The organism is Pseudoalteromonas sp. CuT4-3 (assembly GCF_035666335.1).
GTDB classification, from domain to species: domain Bacteria; phylum Pseudomonadota; class Gammaproteobacteria; order Enterobacterales; family Alteromonadaceae; genus Pseudoalteromonas; species Pseudoalteromonas atlantica.
In genome coordinates this window covers 1,831,498-1,852,359 of sequence record NZ_CP142030.1, presented here as the reverse complement: position 1 = coordinate 1,852,359, position 20,862 = coordinate 1,831,498, and the positions used below count along the sequence as shown (strand labels likewise).

At 40.1% G+C, this 20,862-nt stretch carries 16 protein-coding genes; 8 read left to right on the top strand and 8 right to left on the bottom strand.

Annotation, left to right across the window (positions count from 1 at the left end):
* The first annotated feature begins 193 nt into the window (after nucleotides 1-193).
* From VOI46_RS08375 to VOI46_RS08360, 4 genes are all read left to right on the top strand, one after another.
* Nucleotides 194-1,408: a thiamine pyrophosphate-dependent dehydrogenase E1 component subunit alpha gene (locus tag VOI46_RS08375; protein ID WP_004586667.1), complete on the top strand. Its 1,215-nt coding sequence runs from the start codon at nucleotides 194-196 to the stop codon at nucleotides 1,406-1,408.
* A complete protein-coding gene (locus VOI46_RS08370) occupies nucleotides 1,408-2,385 on the top strand; it encodes a transketolase C-terminal domain-containing protein (protein WP_004586666.1) in 978 nt (325 codons plus the stop codon). The genes VOI46_RS08375 and VOI46_RS08370 overlap by 1 nt, the downstream gene beginning before the upstream one ends.
* 8 nt (nucleotides 2,386-2,393) lie before the next feature.
* Nucleotides 2,394-3,992, top strand: a complete 1,599-nt coding sequence (locus VOI46_RS08365) for a dihydrolipoyllysine-residue acetyltransferase (protein ID WP_282337592.1) — start codon at nucleotides 2,394-2,396, stop codon at nucleotides 3,990-3,992.
* A gap of 140 nt (nucleotides 3,993-4,132) precedes the next feature.
* Entirely contained in the window at nucleotides 4,133-4,498 is a 366-nt protein-coding gene (locus VOI46_RS08360; protein WP_004586664.1) for a DUF805 domain-containing protein, read from the top strand.
* A 70-nt stretch (nucleotides 4,499-4,568) separates the two neighbouring features.
* Here VOI46_RS08360 and VOI46_RS08355 read toward each other — a convergent pair whose 3' ends face one another.
* Both VOI46_RS08355 and VOI46_RS08350 read right to left on the bottom strand, forming a co-directional pair.
* Nucleotides 4,569-5,738, bottom strand: a complete 1,170-nt coding sequence (locus VOI46_RS08355; RefSeq protein WP_324737969.1) for a putative manganese transporter — start codon at nucleotides 5,736-5,738, stop codon at nucleotides 4,569-4,571.
* A gap of 140 nt (nucleotides 5,739-5,878) precedes the next feature.
* Nucleotides 5,879-7,504, bottom strand: coding sequence for a M28 family metallopeptidase (locus VOI46_RS08350; protein ID WP_004586662.1), 1,626 nt, complete (start codon nucleotides 7,502-7,504; stop codon nucleotides 5,879-5,881).
* 113 nt (nucleotides 7,505-7,617) lie between these two features.
* On the opposite strand from VOI46_RS08350, the gene VOI46_RS08345 reads away from it, so the two are divergent.
* The 4 genes from VOI46_RS08345 to VOI46_RS08330 all read left to right on the top strand — a co-directional run bounded on the left by VOI46_RS08345 (nucleotide 7,618) and on the right by VOI46_RS08330 (nucleotide 13,766).
* A complete protein-coding gene (locus VOI46_RS08345; protein ID WP_004586661.1) occupies nucleotides 7,618-8,430 on the top strand; it encodes a DUF3025 domain-containing protein in 813 nt (270 codons plus the stop codon).
* Complete coding sequence (locus VOI46_RS08340; RefSeq protein ID WP_004586660.1) at nucleotides 8,427-9,215, top strand: ATP-binding cassette domain-containing protein; 789 nt, start codon at nucleotides 8,427-8,429, stop codon at nucleotides 9,213-9,215. Before VOI46_RS08345 ends, VOI46_RS08340 begins: the two co-directional genes overlap by 4 nt.
* Nucleotides 9,208-10,416, top strand: a complete 1,209-nt coding sequence (locus VOI46_RS08335; RefSeq protein WP_004586659.1) for an ABC transporter permease — start codon at nucleotides 9,208-9,210, stop codon at nucleotides 10,414-10,416. Before VOI46_RS08340 ends, VOI46_RS08335 begins: the two co-directional genes overlap by 8 nt.
* 293 nt (nucleotides 10,417-10,709) lie before the next feature.
* Complete coding sequence (locus VOI46_RS08330; protein WP_004586658.1) at nucleotides 10,710-13,766, top strand: ATP-binding protein; 3,057 nt, start codon at nucleotides 10,710-10,712, stop codon at nucleotides 13,764-13,766.
* A gap of 17 nt (nucleotides 13,767-13,783) precedes the next feature.
* Here the strand turns inward: VOI46_RS08330 and VOI46_RS08325 are convergent, their stop codons facing one another.
* From VOI46_RS08325 to VOI46_RS08300, 6 genes are all read right to left on the bottom strand, one after another.
* Nucleotides 13,784-14,623, bottom strand: a complete 840-nt coding sequence (locus tag VOI46_RS08325; protein WP_029773612.1) for a UDP-2,3-diacylglucosamine diphosphatase — start codon at nucleotides 14,621-14,623, stop codon at nucleotides 13,784-13,786.
* Nucleotides 14,624-14,849: 226 nt separating this feature from the next.
* Entirely contained in the window at nucleotides 14,850-16,574 is a 1,725-nt protein-coding gene (locus tag VOI46_RS08320) for a proline--tRNA ligase (protein WP_282337591.1), read from the bottom strand.
* Nucleotides 16,575-16,664: 90 nt separating this feature from the next.
* Nucleotides 16,665-17,369, bottom strand: a complete 705-nt coding sequence (gene tsaA, locus VOI46_RS08315; RefSeq protein ID WP_004586655.1) for a tRNA (N6-threonylcarbamoyladenosine(37)-N6)-methyltransferase TrmO — start codon at nucleotides 17,367-17,369, stop codon at nucleotides 16,665-16,667.
* 292 nt (nucleotides 17,370-17,661) lie between these two features.
* Complete coding sequence (locus VOI46_RS08310) at nucleotides 17,662-18,231, bottom strand: outer membrane beta-barrel protein (RefSeq protein ID WP_004586654.1); 570 nt, start codon at nucleotides 18,229-18,231, stop codon at nucleotides 17,662-17,664.
* 240 nt (nucleotides 18,232-18,471) lie between these two features.
* Nucleotides 18,472-18,936: an acyl-CoA thioesterase gene (locus tag VOI46_RS08305; protein ID WP_004586653.1), complete on the bottom strand. Its 465-nt coding sequence runs from the start codon at nucleotides 18,934-18,936 to the stop codon at nucleotides 18,472-18,474.
* Nucleotides 18,937-19,069: 133 nt separating this feature from the next.
* A complete protein-coding gene (locus tag VOI46_RS08300) occupies nucleotides 19,070-20,716 on the bottom strand; it encodes an electron transfer flavoprotein-ubiquinone oxidoreductase (protein ID WP_004586652.1) in 1,647 nt (548 codons plus the stop codon).
* Nucleotides 20,717-20,862 lie beyond the last annotated feature (146 nt).

Below are 20,862 nucleotides of genomic sequence, written 5' to 3'. Positions count from 1 at the left end.
AACTTTCCATATTTTTAATCGTATTTTACTTTTGTTTCGTCTTACACTTGTTGAATAACATCTTACGTTAACGTAAGGTGGTGGCAGCTTTAATTAAATACAGCACAGATGCTGCAAAGTTTATTCGCAAGCCTCACCCATAATAAAAACTTAAAAGGGGCGCTGTATCACAGACAACAAGAGAAGGTAGGTTATGAGTAATCCAAATAACGTATCGCTGAATATTAACCACGACCTCGAGTTTATAGACGGTCATGCGCTAACTATTCCAACCCTTAGTATTTTAACTGAGGACGGCGACATTCATCCTAGTGCTACCGCACCGACTATTTCTAAACACACAGCGATTAAACTATACGAAACAATGCGTTTTATTCGCCTACTTGATGAGCGGATGCAAGGGGCGCAGCGCCAAGGCCGCGTAAGCTTTTATATGCAATGTTTAGGTGAAGAAGCCGCTGTTACTGCCTCTGCTGCTGCACTTGATCAAGATGACATGATTATGGCGCAATACCGCGAGCAAGCCGCTTTGCATTACCGCGGATTTACGCTTGATCAATTTATGAATCAAATGTTTTCTAATGAGTTAGATTTAGGAAAAGGGCGCCAAATGCCGATTCATTATGGTTCAAAAGAATTAAATTATATGACCATATCATCGCCCCTCGGTACGCAAATTCCTCAAGCTACAGGGTATGCCTACGGGCAAAAAGTAAAACACATTGACGCAAAAACCGGCGAACTTGCAAGCACCATAGATAATGTGACTATTTGTTACTTTGGTGAGGGCGCAGCATCTGAAGGTGACTTTCATGCGGGTTTAAATATGGCTGCGGTACACAAAGCCCCTGTTATATTTTTTGCACGTAATAACGGGTATGCAATATCAACACCTGCAGATGAGCAATTTAAAGGCGATGGTATAGCATCGCGAGGCGTAGGGTATGGCATTAAAACCATACGAGTTGATGGCTCAGATGCATTAGCCGTGTTTGCTGCAACACAAAAGGCCCGCGAAATTGCAGCAACGCAGGGCGAGCCGGTATTAATTGAGTCAATAGCGTACAGATTAGGCGCTCACTCAACCTCCGATGACCCAAGTGGTTACCGCTCAAAAGATGAAGAGGCCACGCATAAAGTTTGCCCAATTGATAAATTTAAAAAATGGTTGATCAAACAAGAGTGGTTAAACGAAGAGGACGATGCTAAAGCGAAAGACACTATTCGTGAAGATATTTTAGCCGCCCTTAAACGTGCTGAAAAAGTGCAAAAGCCAGCGCTTGAAGAGCTAATATCAGATGTTTACGATACGCCAATTCCTTCACTTGAGCGCCAATATAACGATTTAAAAGCACATATAAAGCAGCACCCAGATGCGTACCCAATCACAGCAGGGAGAATTAAGTAATGGCTAAAATGAACATGCTACACGCAATTAATTCTGCGCTCGATATCACCATGAATGAGCACCCTCAGGCGTGTATTTTTGGTGAAGATGTTGGCTATTTTGGTGGTGTTTTTAGGGCGACCTCAGGTTTGCAAGAAAAGTACGGTGAACACCGCGTATTTAACACACCGCTTACAGAGCAAGGTATTTTAGGTTTTGCCAATGGCTTAGCCGCGTTTGGAGCGCCTGCACTTGCTGAAATACAATTTGCTGATTATATTTTTCCGGCATTTGACCAAATAGTTAATGAGTCTGCCAAGTTTAGATACCGCAGTGGTAATGAATTTAACGTGGGCAATTTAACGATACGAACACCGTATGGTGGCGGTATTGCGGGGGGCTTATATCACTCACAATCGCCAGAGGCATATTTTGCCCATACGCCAGGGCTAAAAATAGTTGTACCACGTAACCCGTACCAAGCAAAAGGGTTACTACGAGCAAGTATTAAAGACGATAACCCCGTTATTTTCTTCGAGCCTAAACGTTTATACCGCGCTTCTACCGGCGAAGTACCAGAGAATGATTACAGCATTGAGCTGGGTAAAGCCGAAGTAGTACAAGAAGGTAAAGATATCACTGTACTTGCGTGGGGCGCGCAAATGGAAATTGTTGAAAACGCAGCAAAACAAGCCAATGAACAAGGCATTAGTTGTGAGGTGATTGACCTTAGAAGCATATTACCTTGGGATGTTGAGACAATTGCTAAGTCGGTCACTAAAACAGGACGTTTAGTGATAAGCCACGAAGCGCCTATTACCAATGGCTTTGGTGCCGAAATTGCGGCGACTATTCAGCAAGAGTGCTTTTTACACCTTGAGTCACCTATTATGCGAGTATGTGGGTTAGATACACCTTACCCATTAGCACTTGAAAAAGAATATGTGCCTGATGCGCTAAAAGTAATGGCCGCAATTAAACAATCAATGGATTTTTAGGGGATACCATGGCTAAAGATTTTATATTACCCGATATTGGTGAAGGCATTGTTGAGTGCGAAGTGGTTGAATGGCTAATACAAGAGGGTGACACAGTAAAAGAAGATCAACCCATTTGTGACGTGATGACCGATAAAGCCCTAGTGCAAATACCGGCTGTTCACGATGGCGTAATCACTAAATTATATTATCAAAAAGGGGAGATAGCGCAGGTTCATGCACCCTTGTTTGCTATGAATGTAGCCGATGAGCAAAGCCAAAGCGATGAAACACACACAGAGCAAGTGCAAAATACACAAAGCGACAACGCATCGTCAGAGCATTTAGAAGATTTTATTCTTCCAGATATTGGTGAGGGGATTGTTGAGTGTGAAATTGTTGATTGGCTAGTGGCCGAAGGCGATGAAATACAAGAAGATCAGGCTGTCTGTGATGTAATGACCGACAAAGCTCTTGTACAAATTCCGGCTAAATACACAGGGACAGTGCAAAAGCTTTACTATCAAAAAGGTGAAATTGCTCAGGTACATAGCCCGTTATTTCAAATGAGCATAGCCGGCAGTACAGCAAAACCAAATGTAGATGTAAACGACGCCGTTGTAAAAGCACAAAGTAAAGCGGCAGATAAATCTATAGCAACGCAGCAAACAACAGCAAATAAAGTTGTTAATAAAAAAGCGGTTGCCTCACCAGCTGTAAGGCGCAAAGCGCGAGAGCTTGATGTTGATTTAACATGCGTACCGGGCAGCGGTAAAAATGGCCGCATTTATAAACAAGACATAGAAGAATTTATTAAAGGTGAGGTACCTAATACAATAGATACATCACCACTTAGTAGTGCTACTACTAAAAACAGCGTTACTCAAAATAAAGAGCCACAATCGCCACAAACACAAAACGGTGGTATGCGAGCAGAGCCAATTAAAGGCATTAAAGCGGCTATGGCAAAGCAAATGATGGCCTCGGTCTCTACAATCCCTCACTTTACCTTTAGTGACGAGATAGACTTAACGCAATTAATTGCCCTGCGAGCGAGTTTAAAAGAGCAGTATAAAGCGCAAGGTGTAAAGCTCACTATGATGCCATTTTTTATCAAAGCGTTATCGCTTGCGATGAAAGAGTACCCAGTGCTTAATTCTAAAGTAAATGATGATTGCACTGAGCTTACCTACTTTGACGATCATAATATTGGGGTAGCAGTGGATTCAAAAGTGGGTTTGCTAGTACCTAACATTAAATCGTGCCAATCTAAGAGTATTGTTGAAGTTGCAAACAGTTTAACAAGCTTAACTGATGCAGCACGCGAGGGGCGCGTAGCACCAGATGACTTAAAAGGGGGCACCATTAGCATTTCAAATATTGGGGCAATTGGCGGCACTATTGCGACCCCGATTATTAATAAGCCAGAAGTTGCTATTGTAGCATTAGGGAAGTTACAACACTTACCGCGCTTTGATGAAAGCGGCCAAGTTGTTAGCAAAGCTATTATGCAAGTGAGTTGGTCAGGCGATCACCGCGTTATTGATGGCGGTACAATTGCGCGCTTTAATAACTTGTGGAAATCGTATTTAGAAAGTCCATCGGCAATGATGATGGCTATGAGTTAATAATTAAATTTATAAAAAAACCAGCAATTTGCTGGTTTTTTGTTTTAAAGCGCAGTGTTTTTAATTAAGATACAAATGTTACTAAAAGGTAATAAATCAAACCCGCTAGGGAATATAAAAACTAACACTAAGGAATTGTAATGGAACATTATATGAACGCGCTGCGTAGCTACGCAGATTTTTCAGGACGTAATCGCCGCAAAGCTTATTGGATGTTTGTATTGTTTAATACTATCTTTTCAATTATCTGTAATGTGATTGATAGCGCACTAGGTACTATGTTTATTGGCTCTATTTATAGTTTAGCGCTATTAATACCAGGTTTGAGCGCTGGTGCGCGCCGTTTACACGATACAGGCCGCTCTGGCTGGTGGCAGTTACTTTGGTTAGTGCCAATTATTGGCTGGATTGTTTTAATTGTGTTCCTTGCGCAAGACTCACATGAAGGCGAAAACGATTTTGGCCCAAATCCAAAAGAACTAGCTGCAGAGCCAGCAGCCGTATAAATAAAATACGCTAACATTAAAAAAGCTCAGCAATTGCTGAGCTTTTTTGTACTTATGATTTTTTAAACTGTTAACTTAAAAAGTAAAGCCCGTAACCAACAACTAAAGCAGGTATAGAGGTATACAAGGTAGCAATTACAGCCGCTTTTGGCGCCATTGCAATGGCAGGAAACAACGCATCGCCATCATTTGAAATCGCATTAGCAGCTAATGCACTAAAAGGAATAATGCTCTGTATATAAAGCGTGGTTACAATTATTTGTGGCCCACAGCCAGGTAAAAAACCAATGACGACTGCAATTAACGGTGCTAAATAGGCGTAGTGCATAAACCAGGTTTTTAAATCAAGCCCTACCACACTGACTAATATTTCAAACAGCATGAACGAAGCCACCACCCATGCAGTTACAAAATGGGTATCTTGTAATACTTTTATAAGCTTAGAAGGCGGATTACATTCTTCCTCTTCTGAAGTAATCTCTTTATAGGTTTCACCTTTAGAAGAGTAGGCCCAAATAACAACCGTAAACAGTGCCATTGCTGCACCAAATAAGCTAATACCGGTGCTGGTATATTGACCAAATTGATTAAAGTCCACATTAAATGCAATTAAAAACGCAATGATTAAACTTGGAATAATGGCAAACATCCACACAGGTTTGCTAATTTTTATTATTTTAGTGGGCAAAACTTTAACTTGGTGTTTTTGCTCTTGTGCGCTGGGACGTAAAAAATCAGGTTTGTGAATTGCATTAACTATTAATCCACACAGCGTGCCTACCACTAAACCTATAGCCATTATTGTTAAGCCTTCAGTAGGGCGCGTAGCAAGCAGTAAAAAAGCAGCATCGCCCATTGTGGCGGTAAGTACAGCAACAATAGCCCCAAAGCTTGCTTGGCCTTTAGTGTATTGAGTAACCACAATAATTGCACCACCACAGCCGGGTAAAGCGCCAAGAACGGATGCAAACAGCACTTCAAGTGACTTAGATTTAGCGCTTAAGTAGCTCATTTCTAATTGAGGGATATGTTCTATTGCGTAGTAGTAAATAAGTAACGTAGCCGCTACAAATACACTAACCTGAAAAAACGCATCACTGAGAGCAGTAATGGTTATTTCGCGAAGATTAGGAACAGCTAAACATACCAATAAAAATAGTGGTAGGAGTAAGCGTTTATTTTGGCTAACAAACCGTTTGGAAGCTGGCGTAATAAATCCTATTTGAGAGAGTAAAATCATAAGTGTGCCCCAGTTTTAGTTTAACTAGGACACACTGTATACATTTTGCAAATGATAATCAATATCATTTGTATCTGTTTAAATCGATAGCTCAGTTTGAGTTTTTCGATGGTAAATAACCTACGCTCAGGCTAAATACATTATTTGCGTTGAAACTCTGAGTTTTCGTACCATGCTGGCCATTGTGCTTGCTCAGAAATATCAAAGCCTACTTTATAAAACAATTGTAAGTCTTGCACCGCACCCGATAAATCCCACTCATCGCGGTATCTGTCACAGGGTTGATGGTAACAACCACGTAGCACTAAGCTCATACGTTTACGGTAATTTGCTGTATCCTCATCAGCGGCAACTGTTCCGCCGCCTGCATACATAGCCGGAATGCCCATGTTTGCAAATGCAAAATGATCAGAGCGGTAATAACCACCTGATGATGGTTTAGGGTCGCCCGCTATTGTTCTACCTTGCTCTTTTGCTGCTTTGGCTAGTAGGTCGTCCATTTGCGACTTTCCTAAACCTACTACGTTCATGTCTTTTACTTTACCTAATAAGTTTAGGCTATCCATGTTTATATTGGCGACTGTTTTATCGGCAGCAATAACTGGGTTAGCAGCGTAGTATTTAGACCCAAGTAAGCCTTGCTCTTCAGCCGTAACAGCTAAAAATGTCATTGAGCGAGTAGGGTGCTTTGGCAGCTTAGTAAATGCCTCTGCAACCTCAATTAGCCCCGCAGTGCCTGTGGCGTTATCGTGTGCCCCATTATAAATTTGGTCGCCCTTACGGGTTGTATCTGTACCTAGGTGATCCCAATGCGCTGAATAAATAACATGTTCATCCGCTTTTTCGCTACCCGGCAACGTGGCAATAAAGTTATACGACACCGATTTTTTAATTGTATTTTTAACATTAACCGATGCAGTTAAATCGCCCATGTCAACGTTATACGCACCTTTAGCTGCATTGGCTTTTGCAGTCTCAAAATCAAGACCCGCTTTAGCAAATAACTCTTTAGCTACATCAGTGGTTACCCAGCCTTCAACCGCAACGCGGTCCATATTGTTGTTCTCTTTTTGAAAACCAAACTGCTCACCGCTCCATGAGTTTTCAACCACTGACCAAGGGTATGATGCAGGGGCTGTTTCGTGAATGATAATAGCACCGGCTGCACCTTGACGACTCGCTTCTTCATATTTATAAGTCCAGCGGCCATAGTAGGTCATTGCATCGCCGGTAAATAACGCAGGATCTTTTGTAGCAAAACCCGGATCGTTAACAAGCATTACAACAGTTTTGCCTTTTACGTCTAGGCCTTCGTAATCGTTCCAGTTATATTCTGGGGCATTTACACCGTAACCTACGAAGACAAGCTCTGAATTTTCAATCCCTTCTTGTGCGCTAATGCGGCTACTGCCCATAACCATATCTTTTTTGTATTGATAATCTTTACCACCAATACTTAATACCATATTTGAATCAGCTTCTAATGAAACAAGCGGCACTTCTTGTAAAAAGCTATCACCATTACCGGGTTGAAACCCTAATGCTTTAAATTGTGTAGTTAAGTAATCTAGGGTTAGTTTTTCACCTTCAGATGAAGGCGCTCTACCGCCAAATTCATCAGAGGCAAGCACTTTAATGTGCGCTGCAAGTTCATCTGCTTTAATACTGTTGTAACCATTTGTTACATCGGTAGGTGTAATACTTGTTGTTGCACAGCCAGCTAACACAGCGCCAGCAATCAGTGTGAGAGAGAAATATCGTTTCATAGTAGCTCTATTCTTGTTCTAAGATGTGATTAGTATATTAACTTCTATTAATTAGAACCAGTTTTTGCGGTAAACTGCCCGCAAATTAACAGCATAAATTGTTAAAGGTATAAATGAAGCGCTTTACTCCGCCCGAGCAATGGCAAGTTAGTAGTTTGAAAAGCGGTGCGTTTGAGCACTTACGAACACTGTTTAATATTGATAAACAAACTGATTGGCCAAGCCCCGATTGGTTCACTGTGTATTTGAATGCCATTAATGCTAATAACCTGCCAATAACGTTTGAAGACGATGCAAACGTTGATTTTGGTGAGCGCTATTATGAGCAAGTCATTTTTGAAACTGGCGTAGTGCCTACACGTAGTAAAAATTGGCACGACTTATTTGGTGGCTTTATTTGGTGTTTGTTTCCAAAAACCAAGGCGCTTATTAATCAGCGCCACGTACAAGAAATAGCGCAACATGGCTTAAAGCAACGTACTAAACATCGTAATGCACTCACATTATTTGACGAGTGCGGCGTGGTGCTTGCTATTAGTGATACTAAGTGGCAAACGCTTTTAACAGACCACCAATGGAAAACTGCATTTATAACTCACCGAGAAGAGTGGGGCAAAACAATACAACCTTTTATGTTTGGCCACGCTAATTATGAAATGCTCACAAAACCCTATATTGGTTTAACGGGTAAAGCGTTATTTGTAAGTGTACCGGATGAAATATTTTGTAAAGATTTAGTTACTCAATATCAGTACCTAGACCAAGTACTTTATGAGAAGATAAAAATAGAGCATTGCTTAGCCGATAACAAACAGCTTTCTCCATTGCCATTATTAGGTGTACCAGGATGGCATGACGCAAATGAGAATGAATCGTTCTATGATAATACCGATTACTTTAGAGCTAAACGAAGGATACGAAAATGATAGAAGTCGCAGGGCTTAAAAAAAAGTTTAAGTTAACCAAGGATCATAAAAAAAATAAAGTTGATGATATAGACCCGCGTGAAGATAAAGATTTTTTTCATTCTGTAAGAGATGTAAGCTTTCAATGTGCAAAAGGCGAAGTGTTAGGGTTACTTGGCCCTAATGGCGCGGGTAAAACTACCACATTGCGTATGCTCTCAACTGCACTTAAGCCCGATGAAGGCACAATAACTATTGCCGGCAACGACATAATTAAAAAGCCGTTAGTAGGGCGCAAGTCTATTGGTTTTTTATCCGGTTCAACTGGTTTGTATGGTCGCCTGACCGTTAAAGAAAATATTGAATACTTTGCAAAGCTTCATGGAATGAACAAAGAGCAAATAGCGGCTCGTTGTGAAGAACTTTTTACTTTGCTCGACATGCATAAATTTATTGATAAACGTGCAGAAAACCTATCTACCGGCATGAAGCAAAAAGCTAATATTGCCCGCGCTGTGGTACATCACCCAGAAGTGGTGGTACTCGATGAGCCAACAACAGGCCTTGATATCATGACCACACAAACGGTTATAAACTTTATTAAAGGCTTAAAGGCGCAAGGCACGCCTGTTATTTTTTCAACGCACCATTTAGATGAAGTCGCCCTTTTATGTGACCGTGTTGCGGTAATTAATGAAGGCGTAAGCTGCTTTGATGGCACACTTGCTCAATTCAAACAGGCAGGTAATAGTGAAGAGCTAAACCAAGCGTTTATGAACATATTAACGGAGAAACACGATGTTTGAAGTTTTTAAAAAGGAATTAACAGAACTCCTACGCGATAAAAAAACCTTGTTGTTTGTAGTCGCTCTACCCGTTGCGGTGTTTCCCTTATTATTTGCCGTTATGGCGTTTATTAGCTCTCAAGCGGCACTCGATGCTGAACAAAAGGTACATACCTACGCCATTATTAATGGCGACTACGCACCAGAGTTTACCGAAAAAGTGTTTTATCATAAAAGCTTTGAACTTTATAAAGGTGCTAAAACCTTTAATAGCATTGAAGAGCTAAAAGAAGGGGTAATCGCAGGTGATATAGACATGGGTATATATTTACCCACTAACGCTAAACAAGCCTTAAATGATGCCCAGCAAAGTAAGTGGGAAGTGGTATTTAATGATGCTAAATCTATCAACTTTTTATTTCAGCGTGTAAAAGAGCTCGCCAAAGAATATAGCGATGCATTACAAACAGAAAAATTAATCAGTTTTGGTATTGAAAAAGAAGCCCATTTAGCACTTTTAACCCCTATTGAAGTAGTAAAGGTTGATACCGCCGATAAACGTGAAAACTTAGGTGAAAAACTAGGTGGCTTTTTGCCCTACCTACTTATTCCTATAGTTCTTATGGGCGCTACGTACCCAGCAATAGATTTAGGTGCAGGTGAAAAAGAGCGCGGTACATTAGAAACCTTATTGCTTACACCTATTACGCGTACCGAGCTGGTACTAGGCAAATTTATAACCTTACTGACAACCTCAATTGCATCAACAACTATAACTGTACTCAGCATGGGCGGGTGGATAGCCGTAGCCCTTGCATTTGCAGACCTAGAAGTAATTAAAACAGCATTTAGCTCATTAGCGATAAGCGATTTATTAATGATTTTTGTATTGTTACTACCTATTGCCGCGATATTCTCAGCATTGGCGTTAGCAATATCTATTTATGCTCGTACATTTAAAGAAGCCCAAAACTACATGGCACCATTGAGTATGGGGGTGTTTTTTCCCATCATAGTATCCATTATGCCTAATGTAGAGCTAACAGCTAAAACTGCTTTTATTCCTGTTACTAATGTAGCGCTCGCAATTAAAGAAATTGTTAAAGGCACGGTAGATTACACCCTTGTAGGCTTAATATTTTTAGCAACAGCTATTATAGCTGGGGCGTTACTTGCCTTTTGTGTTAAGTGGTTTAACCGCGAAGACGTATTATTTAGATAGTTTAAGGTTTTATAAACGGGCAGGGTATTGCCTTGCTCGTTTACTTTTACTACCCATTAACTGTTATCGCTTATAATTTTTTTATTTGCCGTCTATATTAATTTGTATGTTTTTTAGAATGGTATTCATCTTAAATTAACACTGCTTTTTAATAGTAATACTAAGTGATTGTTTTAGAGTATTTGTTCAAACTTTAATTACACTTTTTTAAGTAACTAATTATTTTTACTTCTATTTTTTATCAAATAATCCTCTATAATCTAACCTAGAAAATAGTGAGGAGTGAGGGTTCAATGCTAAAAAGGAATGTATTTATAACAGCAGCAAAAGGTAATAAATTATTACTGGTTGCCATTATTGTTTTTTTAGTTATTGCATTGCCTTCGGTATATGTGTTTGAAAAAAAAGTACGCGCAGAGATATATAACGATGCTCGTAGTGAACTCAATCGTGAGCTTGAAACAAAAGCCGCGTCTTTAAAAAATCATTTAAACGACAGTATTACCGCTATTCGCTTTTTAAACGCCACTCCACCTATTCAAGGTATATCTAGAGCGACCGACAATCAATTAATCGACCCACTATTACAAACCCCAATTGCTGTATGGCAAGACCGTCTTGCTGATATTTTTAGCGGGTTTATGCAAACCGACGATTCTATTTTGCAAGCACGTTACATTATGCTTGCTGAAAATGGCCAAGAGATAGTACGTGTAGACCGCTTTTTAGGTGACATAATTAGGCTAGAGGGCGCACAACTGCAAAAAAAAGGCGGGCGAGACTACGTACTTAAAGCCAGCATGCTTGATGAAAAAAGCGTGTATATATCGCCTATTAACTACAACCGCGAAAGCGGCGAAATACAAAAACCCTTTGTGAGTACATACCGCGTAGCTAAGCCTGTTTTCGATCATTTAAAGCAAGTGTTTGCAATTTTAGTGACAAACTACTCAGCAGATAAGTTATTTGAAAGTTTAACGTTTGAACTTCCACCTGGGATTAATATTTATTTGCTTAATAATGAAAGCGAATTTTTATACCACCCAAACCCAGATTTACGGTTTGGCTTTGAATTTAACCAAGCCAAAACTTGGAGCGATGAATTTAGCCCCACACAAAACATGAACTCTCACGAAACCTTGTTAATAGGTGATGCGCCAAAACAGTACTTTTTAAATAAACGGGTAAGTTTTGAAGGCGATATTGCCATGCTGCCGTTAGAGATGGCCGTTTCTATTGATTCTGAAACCTTGTTGGAACGCATTGCAAAAAGGCGCGAAAGTTTTATTGCCATCACCGCCACATTTTTTACCATATTTATAATTATTACGCTGTTATATCAGCGTTATATTAATCGCAAGCTGCTTATACACTCTTTAACAGAGCAAAATAATAAAGTTATTGAAAATTCACTCGACGCTATTTTTACTATAGACAGTGATGAAACCATTATTCACTGTAATCAAACGGCTAAAAAAGTTTTTGCAAGTAGGCTAGGTAATGACAACACCCGCTTTAGTAACTTATTTACCCTTGCAGATGAAGATAAAAACTGCATTAGTGAAACCATAGAGCATGGCTCTAAAATGCCATTTGAAGCGGTTTATACTGGTGATGATGGCAATAAAGAATATTATTCAATCACGCTGACCAGCGTATTTGATGTATTTAGCAATCGTTATCAGGTTGCTGCTATTTTGCGTAATATCAGCTCGTTAAAGCAAACTCAATCACAGTTACAGGGTTTAAATAGCACGTTAGAGTTAAAGGTATCTCAGCGTACTGTTGAACTTGAGCGAGCGATTGACCAAGCCCTTGCCGCAAGCCAAGCAAAAAGTGACTTTGTAGCCAATATTTCCCACGAAATACGCACACCAATGAACGGTGTTTTAGGCATGCTTGAAATGCTAAAAGAAGACAGCCTCAATGAGCAACAGCAACACTATTTAAAATTAGCCAATAGCAGTGCACATTCGTTAATGAGTTTAATTAACGATATTTTAGATTTTTCTAAAATTGAAGCGGGTAAACTAGATATTGATAATCACTCGTTTGATGTTATCTCTGTCTGTAGCGATATGATTAATTCAATTGCGCTGCAGGGGCAACGTAAAGGGTTAGAGGTCTTTTTAAATACCCAAAACGTGGTTGATAGAATGGTTATTGGTGATAGCCATCGCCTTAAGCAAATTTTAATTAATTTAATAAATAATGCGTTTAAGTTTACGCATAAAGGCGAAGTAAGTTTAGCCTTAAACTCTAAATACATTACCGACAGTAAAATTTTAATGAGCTTTATAATTAAAGACACCGGTATTGGTATTGCCCCTGAAAACATCGATAAACTGTTCGATGTGTTTACCCAAGAAGATTCAAGCACTACGCGCCATTTTGGTGGCACCGGTTTAGGGTTGTCTATATGTAAAAAATTGGCGCAATTAATGGGCGGTAATATCACCGTTAGCAGTGAAAAGGGCGTAGGCAGCACCTTTATTGCCACGGTAGAGTTACATGTGGCGCAACAGCAAAAACTTAATACCGGCATTGAGCTTTCTAAAGAAATCAGTGTAGCGGCGCTTATTGCGCGCGATAACGTATTTAAAAATGTATGCGAATTATTAACTCAAACCTGTAAAATTCAGCCAAGCCATATTACAAGGCTCGACTACTTTAGTGAACACAGCGAATTTGATGCCGATTTACTGATTATTGATGACGAACACCCGCAAGTTAATGCGCTAATAAGCTACTGCGAAAAGGCAGATAAAAAATATGTGCTTATATTGCGAGACATGGTGGTTAATAAGCAATCTAAAAAGGTGTTTCCTGAGCATAGCCACATTTTGCACAAACCACTCACGCAAGATCAATTTACCTATAAGCTAGGCAGTATTTTTGGCGCTAATAATGAGTTTGTTTTAACCGCGCCTAAACAAGCAAACGACATAGAGCCAGAGCCTGAGTTGTCTAAGTATCATGTATTATTGGTTGACGACAACATGATTAACATTGAGGTAGCGAAAGCTATTTTAAAACGCACAGGGATAAAAATTACCTGTGCAAGTGATGGTATAGAAGCACTCTCTGCCCTTAAATTTAATCAAGAGCAACCGTTTGACTTAATTTTAATGGATTGCCAAATGCCTAACCTAGATGGCTACGATACCACCAGCGAGATAAGAAATGCTAAAGCTGGGGTTGAGTATATTAGCATTCCAATTATTGCCATGACCGCAAGTGCAATGGAAGGCGATAGAGAGCGTTGCATTACCGCCGGCATGAATGATTATATTACCAAGCCAATAAAGCCTAAAACGCTTAAAAATAGGCTGCTAACCTGGTTAAACTAAATGAGCTAAGTCAGCAGTTAAGCTGCTGACTTACTCGGTTTGGTATCAGTTTGAATAGGTTTAACTAAGCTGGTTACATCGGCTGTATCAAGTACTTTTTGCGTATCAGACCAATGCAACAGCTCTATTTTACCGTTTGGTTGCTCAACTAATGCGGTACAGCTTTCAATCCAATCACCATCATTACAATACACTATGCCATCTACTACTTTAATTTTAGGGTGATGGATGTGTCCGCAAATAATGCCATCGACCTTTTGTTTTTTTGCCTCATGTATAGCGGCATCTTCAAAAGCCGCAATAGCTTCACGGGCTTTATGTACGCGTGCTTTTATCCATGCAGCAAGTGAATAGTAGTTACCGCCAAACACTTTACGAACTCGGTTAGTCCATCGATTTAAAAACAGCAGTAAGTCGTAACCTGCATCGCCTGCAATACTTATGAGCTTGTTGTAGCGGGTTGCCGAGTCAAAGTCATCACCGTGGATCAGTAAAAAGCGTTTATTGGCTTTTGTGGTATGAATAAACTGCTGGTGGACCTCTACACCAAATAAAGTTTGATTTATGTAGTGGCGAAAGGTTTCGTCGTGGTTACCAGGTATGTATATTACACGGGTGCCATCAAGGGCTTTTTGTTGTATACAACTAAGTACTTGGTAATGAGATGGGTGCCAATAAAAACTGCGCTTCATCGACCACAGATCAACAATATCACCCACTAAATAAAGCGTATCGCATTCAATTGAATTTAAAAAATCTAATAAATAGTCGGCTCTACAGTCTTTATACCCTAAATGTACATCCGATATCCAAACGGCTGGATAATGTTGTTTTTTACGCTGTTGATTGTTTGTCATGCCCGTCATCCATAGTGTAATAATTAAACACTGTAGATAAATCTAATGACACTTATGAGACACTTTAGCGAAGCCTGCATGACAATTTATATCAAGCCAGCTAATTAAAGTTTATTGGCTGGGAAGGAGATTAGGTGAGCAGTTTTATACATTACCATTAAACGCGCATAAAAAAGGCCGCATGTTTAAATGCGGCCTTATAAGTTTGTTTTAAGCGTAGGTGTTATTAACCTTTAACAGCCGCTTTAATAGTCTCAATTGCGGTGTCTAAATCAACCATTAACTTTTCACCGGTGCGGCGATTTTTAAGCTCAACCTTATTTTCATCAAGATTACGCTCACCAATCACTAAAGTATAAGGTACACCCATTAATTCCATGTCGTTAAACATAACGCCAGGGCGCTCTTTACGGTCATCAAATAAAACATCTAGGCCTGCATCTTTTAAACCTTGGTATAGATTATTAGCAATATCAGGAATACGATGCGACTTATGCATGTTCATTGGCACAATAGCTAAATCAAATGGGGCAATAGATTGTGGCCAAATAATACCGTAATCATCATTATTTTGCTCAATAGCCGCTGCCACAATGCGCGAAACACCAATACCGTAACAACCCATAGTCATTACTTGGTTTTTACCCGACTCGCTCAGTACGCCTGCTTTCATGGCTTCTGAGTACTTAGTACCAAGTTGGAAAATATGACCAACTTCAATACCGCGTTTAATTTGTAAAGTACCTTGTCCACACGGGCTCGGATCGCCTTCAACAATGTTACGAATATCAGCAACTTGATATTCTTTAACATCGCGATCCCAGTTAATTCCGCTAAAGTGCTCGTCATCTTTATTAGCACCGGCAACAAAATCTGCCATTACATTAGCGGTTCTGTCTACCATAATTGGCATTGATAAACCCACTGGGCCAAGTGAACCTGGCTTTGCACCAATAGCCGCAACAATGTCAGCCTCAGTGGCCATTTCAAGTGGAGAGTCTACAAGTGGGTGCTTTTCAGCCTTTAATTCGTTTAACTCGTGATCGCCACGTAGTACAAGCGCAACTAAACCACGTTGTTCATTTTCATCAGGCGTACCGTACACAATTAATGTTTTAACGCCGCGGTGTGGTTTAACGCCGTAGTGCTTTTTAAGCTCGCTAATTGTTTTAGCATCTGGTGTAGGAAACGCTTTAAGCTCTTTAGATGGCTCAGGACGACTTTGAGTTGGAGCTAACGCTTCTGCTTTTTCGATGTTAGCTGCATAATCGCTTGCATCACTAAAGGCAATTGCGTCTTCACCTGATTCAGCAAGTACATGAAATTCATGCGATAAGCTACCACCAATAGAGCCTGTATCAGCAAGCACAGGGCGGTATTCTAGGTTTAAGCGTTCAAAAATATTACAGTACGCTTTGTGCATTACTTTATATGTGGCATCTAAACACGCTTCACTTAAATGAAATGAATACGCATCTTTCATCGTAAATTCACGTGCACGCATTACACCAAAGCGTGGGCGTCTTTCATCGCGCACTTTAGTTTGTACTTGGTACAAAGTAACAGGCAGTTGTTTATAGCTGCTAATCTCTTTACGAACAAAATCTGTAATTACTTCTTCATGCGTAGGACCTAGCGCAAACTCACGGTTATGGCGGTCATTAAAGCGAACAAGTTCAGGACCAAATTGCTCCCAACGGCCAGACTCTTGCCATAAATCAGCAGGTTGAATAACCGGCATCAACATTTCTATTGCGCCTGCTTTATCCATTTCTTCACGAACAATATTTTCTACTTTACGAAGCACGCGTAAACCAGAGGGTAACCATGTATATAAACCCGAAGCGACGCGACGGATCATACCGGCTCTAAGCATTAATTGATGCGAAACAATTTCAGCATCTGATGGCGTTTCTTTAAGTGTTGCGAGTATATATTGACTGGTACGCATGATTTTTCCGAAATTAAGTAATATGTTCTTTTTAATAGGGCGCTAAGTTTACCAGCGCTTGCTTTTACACTAAAGCGCTAACTGCACTTTTTAGTTATTTTCTATACTTGTTACTAAGTTATGCTCGCCGTTAACCTGCCAGCGTATATTATAATTATACAGAGTCATACCATAACTTTGCTCGCCTTGTTTTTGTTTTTTATAGGCAGGGCGTGGGTCTTGTTTTAATACATTAGTAATAAAATCTTCAAGCTCAGGATAGTGTGTTTGCTTGGCAATAAAATCAATAGCCTCGGGTGAAAACGCGACGCTCATTTGTGTTTCTGGTCGGGTATCGGCAAAACCGGCACTGGCGTCATGCATTGCATCTGAATACGGTAAGTAAGGCTTTATATCCACAATAGGCGTGCCATCGAGTAAATCTATACCAGCAAGCAGTAAACTAAGTTGGCCGTTTTTATACTCAACACCTTCAAGTTTTACAGCGCTCATCCCAATGGCATTGGGTCTAAATGTGGCGCGCGTTGCAAAAACGCCTTTGCGCTCATTACCGCCTAAACGTGGTGGGCGCACCATAGCTGAATAGCCTTTATCGGCGGTTTCATGAAACCTAAACAACAGCCAAATATGGCTAAACTCTTCAATACCACGGACAAATTCTTCACGATTAAACTCAGCAGTAAAAATAAGTTTGGCTTTAGCTTGAGGCACTAAACGTGGCTGCCTAGGTATTGCAAACTTTTGTTTATAAGGGGATTGAATGTGGCCAACAGCCGAAATGCTATAATCGCTCATAATGCTCAGTTAACTAAAAAATAGGGCGCTATTCTACCTCTATTTAGTATTTATAGCAGTACAGTTAATGCGATATATTTTAGACTAGCTGGTTTAATTGGGTATTGGACTAAGCGGTTTAAAATATAGCGATTAGTGTTTATTCCAATTTGCTAAATTAAGTGGAGCTATTTTGAGGCTGGAGCGACACGTTTAGCGCCGCAAAATAATTAACTATTATTGCGGATGGGTATTATGTATAAGCAACAAAAAGGTGAGCACATGGCTCACCCTTAAGTGTTTTAAATGCTAATTAAAACATATATTGTATTGATACTGATGCAACATCCATTTCAGGGTCAATTTCATCATCTAGTTCGTAGCGTTCGTACTCTAAGCGCATTTGAACATTGTTAGAAAATGCGTATTGAATACCTGCGCCGTAAAACACATCGCCGCCGTCTTGTGATGCTGAAATGCTACCAACAGGAAGCTCTTGCTCTACATCTGCATCCCATTCAAACCAACCACCTTTAGCATATACTGAAAAGCTTTCAGAAAGCGGAGCCGCTAAAATAGCTGCTAATGACACACCATCAACTTCTGCTTTGCTGTCGATGTCGCTCACTTCATCAAAGTTTTGATAAGCTAACTCAACGCTAAAGTGCTCGTTAAATTGTGTACCAATGTAACCTTTTAGCATTTGTGCATCGTCATCAAATTCAGTGTCGTTTTCGCTGTCTTCAAATTCAAATGAGTATTGGCCATAACCAACACCTGTATAAATGCGAGGAGAATCAAAATCCGTAATGTCAGCGTGTGCTGCAGAGTTAAAACCCAGTGTTGCTAAAGCAATTGCAGAAAGAGAAAGTGTTTTAATCATTGTATAGCTCCTTTAAAAAAATAATAAATGTTTGATTTAACTTATCAAACGACAATTAGTTATTTGCAGTGAGCATGCCAACAATAGCCTGTGGTTACAAAATAGCCGTAAAAACGACTTATACGGCATTTTTACGGCTATTTTGTATTTTTTATAAGCAGGGCGAACTTTTTTAGTTTTTTGTTTTCTAAGTAAAAATTGTACCTTTTACACGGTCTATGTGAATTTTACATTGTACTTTTATACTTTATGAAGCAAATTTTCTGTCTCAATTGCAATTTGTTTCATTTTAATAGCGTAGTTTTCCAATTTAATATCTTCTTCTGTTTGTGCTTTAAAAGCAGGAACCTCTACCGGGTAACCTGTTTCGTCCATTGCTACAAAGCTAATAACACAGTGGTTTGTTTCTACCATGTTTTGAGTTTTAGGATCGCCACACCGTACCTGAATAAATATCTGCATACTTGTTGACCCTGTATGCGCAATTTTTGCTTCAACTTCGACAATTTGGCCAACCAAAATAGGGCGTCTAAATTTAACCCCAGCAACAGAAACAGTAACACAATAATGGCCGCTCCAACCTGCAGCGCAGGCATAACCCGCTTGGTCAATCCATTTCATGACCACACCACCATGAACCTTCCCACCAAAATTTACATCGGTAGGCTCTGCTAAAAAACGAAATACAACATTTGACGACGGCATATTAAATACTCACTTTATGAAACTTATCTATGAGCATACCGTAAAAAAGGGGCCGAAGCCCCTGCAATTTAGGATAGGTTTATAATTTATATGTAAAAGATAGGTTTTTAATGCACCTTTGTGCATAAAATAGTTACATATTAGGGTAGTTTGGCCCGCCAGCACCTTCGGGTGTTACCCACGTAATGTTTTGGCTTGGGTCTTTTATGTCGCAAGTTTTACAATGCACACAGTTTTGAGCATTAATCACAAACTGATCTTCACCTTCAATTTGTTGCACTTCGTATACCCCTGCAGGGCAATAGCGCTGTGCGGGTTCGTCAAACTTTACTAAATTAACCGCAATAGGAATGGCGGGATCTTTAAGCTTTAAATGGCAAGGCTGCGACTCTTCATGGTTAGTATTAGATAAAAACACGCTAGAGAGTTTATCAAAGCTAAGTAGGCCATCAGGCTTAGGGTAGTCAATGTGAGGGCTGTTAGCTGCATCTTTTAGCGTATCGTAATCGGGCGTGTTGTCTTTAAAGGTAAAAGGCAGTGCACCATTGAAGATGTTTTGATCAAGGGTATTATACGCACCCCCAGCAAACTTACCTAATGCATGCATAGCGGGGCCAAAATTACGCGATTGGTAAAGCTCTTTATAAGCCCAAGAATTTTCAAACGCGTTGTTATAATCAGCTAAATCAGTATTAGCTTGGCCATTTTGAAGCGCTTTAAAAATAACGTCTGCCGCCACCATGCCTGATTTCATTGCGGTATGGTTACCTTTAATTTTGGCAAAATTGAGTGTACCGGCATCGCAACCTATTAATAAGCCACCAGCAAAATGCATTTTAGGCAGTGAGTGAAGGCCGCCTTTTGCAATTGCACGGGCGCCATAGGCAATGCGTTCACCCCCTTCAAGGGTTTGCTTAAAAACAGGGTGGTGTTTCATTCGCTGAAACTCATCAAACGGGCTTAAATGCGGGTTAGAATAATTTAAATCAACAATTAACCCTACAACCACTTGATTGTTATCGCAGTGATACATAAAAGAGCCGCCATTGGTATCGCCATTTAGCGGCCAGCCTGTACCATGCACTACTTTACCTTGCTGGTGTTTACTGGCATCTATTTGCCAAATCTCTTTAAAGCCCAAGCCATAGTGCTGTGGTGACACATCTTTATCAAGCGCAAACTCGTTGATAAGTTGCTTACCTAAATGGCCGCGACACCCCTCAGCAAATACAGTGTATTTAGCGCGAAGTTCCATACCTGGCATATAACCATCTTTTTCATTGCCGTCTTTATCAACGCCCATATCGCCTGTAATAATGCCTTTAACGGTGTCTTGCTCAATAATTAAAGAGTGAGCGCTAAAGCCTGGGAATATTTCAACGCCTAAATTTTCAGCTTGCTCGGCAAGCCATCGGCACACATTGCCCATAGAAACAATGTAATTACCTTCATTATGAAATGTTTTAGGGGTAGCAAAGCGAGGGAGAGCAGTGGCTTTTTCGCTGTTATTAAACCAATAAATTTCATCCTGTGTCACTTGTGTAGTGACAGGAGCGCCAAGCTCTTGCCAGTTAGGCAAAAGCTCATCTAAGGCTTTGGTTTCAAATACCGCACCTGAAAGAATATGCGCGCCTACCTCGGAGCCTTTTTCTACTACACAGATAGTTTGTTCTTGTTGTTTTTCTTGCGCTAGCTGTGCGAGTTTAATTGCACTGGCAAGGCCCGCTGGGCCGGCACCTACAATAACTACATCAAATTCCATGGTTTCACGTTCGACCATAATAACCTCTTAATCAATGACGGGCTTAGCTAAATTAGATAAGCAATGCAGCCTTTTTAATACTTGCACATTAAATGTTACAGGCTGTGAATACTTTAAGGTTATTTTAGGTTGACGTTTACGTCAACAGGAAGTAGTCTGAATTC

Bases quoted from the DNA above. Each gene is read 5' to 3' on its own strand.
- tsaA (WP_004586655.1), bottom strand. From the start codon at position 17,369: ATGAGCGATTATAGCATTTCGGCTGTTGGCCACATTCAATCCCCTTAT.
- VOI46_RS08325 (WP_029773612.1), bottom strand. From the start codon at position 14,623: ATGACAAACAATCAACAGCGTAAAAAACAACATTATCCAGCCGTTTGG.
- VOI46_RS08365 (WP_282337592.1), top strand. From the start codon at position 2,394: ATGGCTAAAGATTTTATATTACCCGATATTGGTGAAGGCATTGTTGAG.
- VOI46_RS08370 (WP_004586666.1), top strand. From the start codon at position 1,408: ATGGCTAAAATGAACATGCTACACGCAATTAATTCTGCGCTCGATATC.
- VOI46_RS08350 (WP_004586662.1), bottom strand. From the start codon at position 7,504: ATGAAACGATATTTCTCTCTCACACTGATTGCTGGCGCTGTGTTAGCT.
- VOI46_RS08360 (WP_004586664.1), top strand. From the start codon at position 4,133: ATGGAACATTATATGAACGCGCTGCGTAGCTACGCAGATTTTTCAGGA.
- VOI46_RS08320 (WP_282337591.1), bottom strand. From the start codon at position 16,574: ATGCGTACCAGTCAATATATACTCGCAACACTTAAAGAAACGCCATCA.
- VOI46_RS08375 (WP_004586667.1), top strand. From the start codon at position 194: ATGAGTAATCCAAATAACGTATCGCTGAATATTAACCACGACCTCGAG.
- VOI46_RS08340 (WP_004586660.1), top strand. From the start codon at position 8,427: ATGATAGAAGTCGCAGGGCTTAAAAAAAAGTTTAAGTTAACCAAGGAT.
- VOI46_RS08310 (WP_004586654.1), bottom strand. From the start codon at position 18,231: ATGATTAAAACACTTTCTCTTTCTGCAATTGCTTTAGCAACACTGGGT.
- VOI46_RS08335 (WP_004586659.1), top strand. From the start codon at position 9,208: ATGTTTGAAGTTTTTAAAAAGGAATTAACAGAACTCCTACGCGATAAA.
- VOI46_RS08345 (WP_004586661.1), top strand. From the start codon at position 7,618: ATGAAGCGCTTTACTCCGCCCGAGCAATGGCAAGTTAGTAGTTTGAAA.
- VOI46_RS08300 (WP_004586652.1), bottom strand. From the start codon at position 20,716: ATGGTCGAACGTGAAACCATGGAATTTGATGTAGTTATTGTAGGTGCC.
- VOI46_RS08355 (WP_324737969.1), bottom strand. From the start codon at position 5,738: ATGATTTTACTCTCTCAAATAGGATTTATTACGCCAGCTTCCAAACGG.
- VOI46_RS08330 (WP_004586658.1), top strand. From the start codon at position 10,710: ATGCTAAAAAGGAATGTATTTATAACAGCAGCAAAAGGTAATAAATTA.
- VOI46_RS08305 (WP_004586653.1), bottom strand. From the start codon at position 18,936: ATGCCGTCGTCAAATGTTGTATTTCGTTTTTTAGCAGAGCCTACCGAT.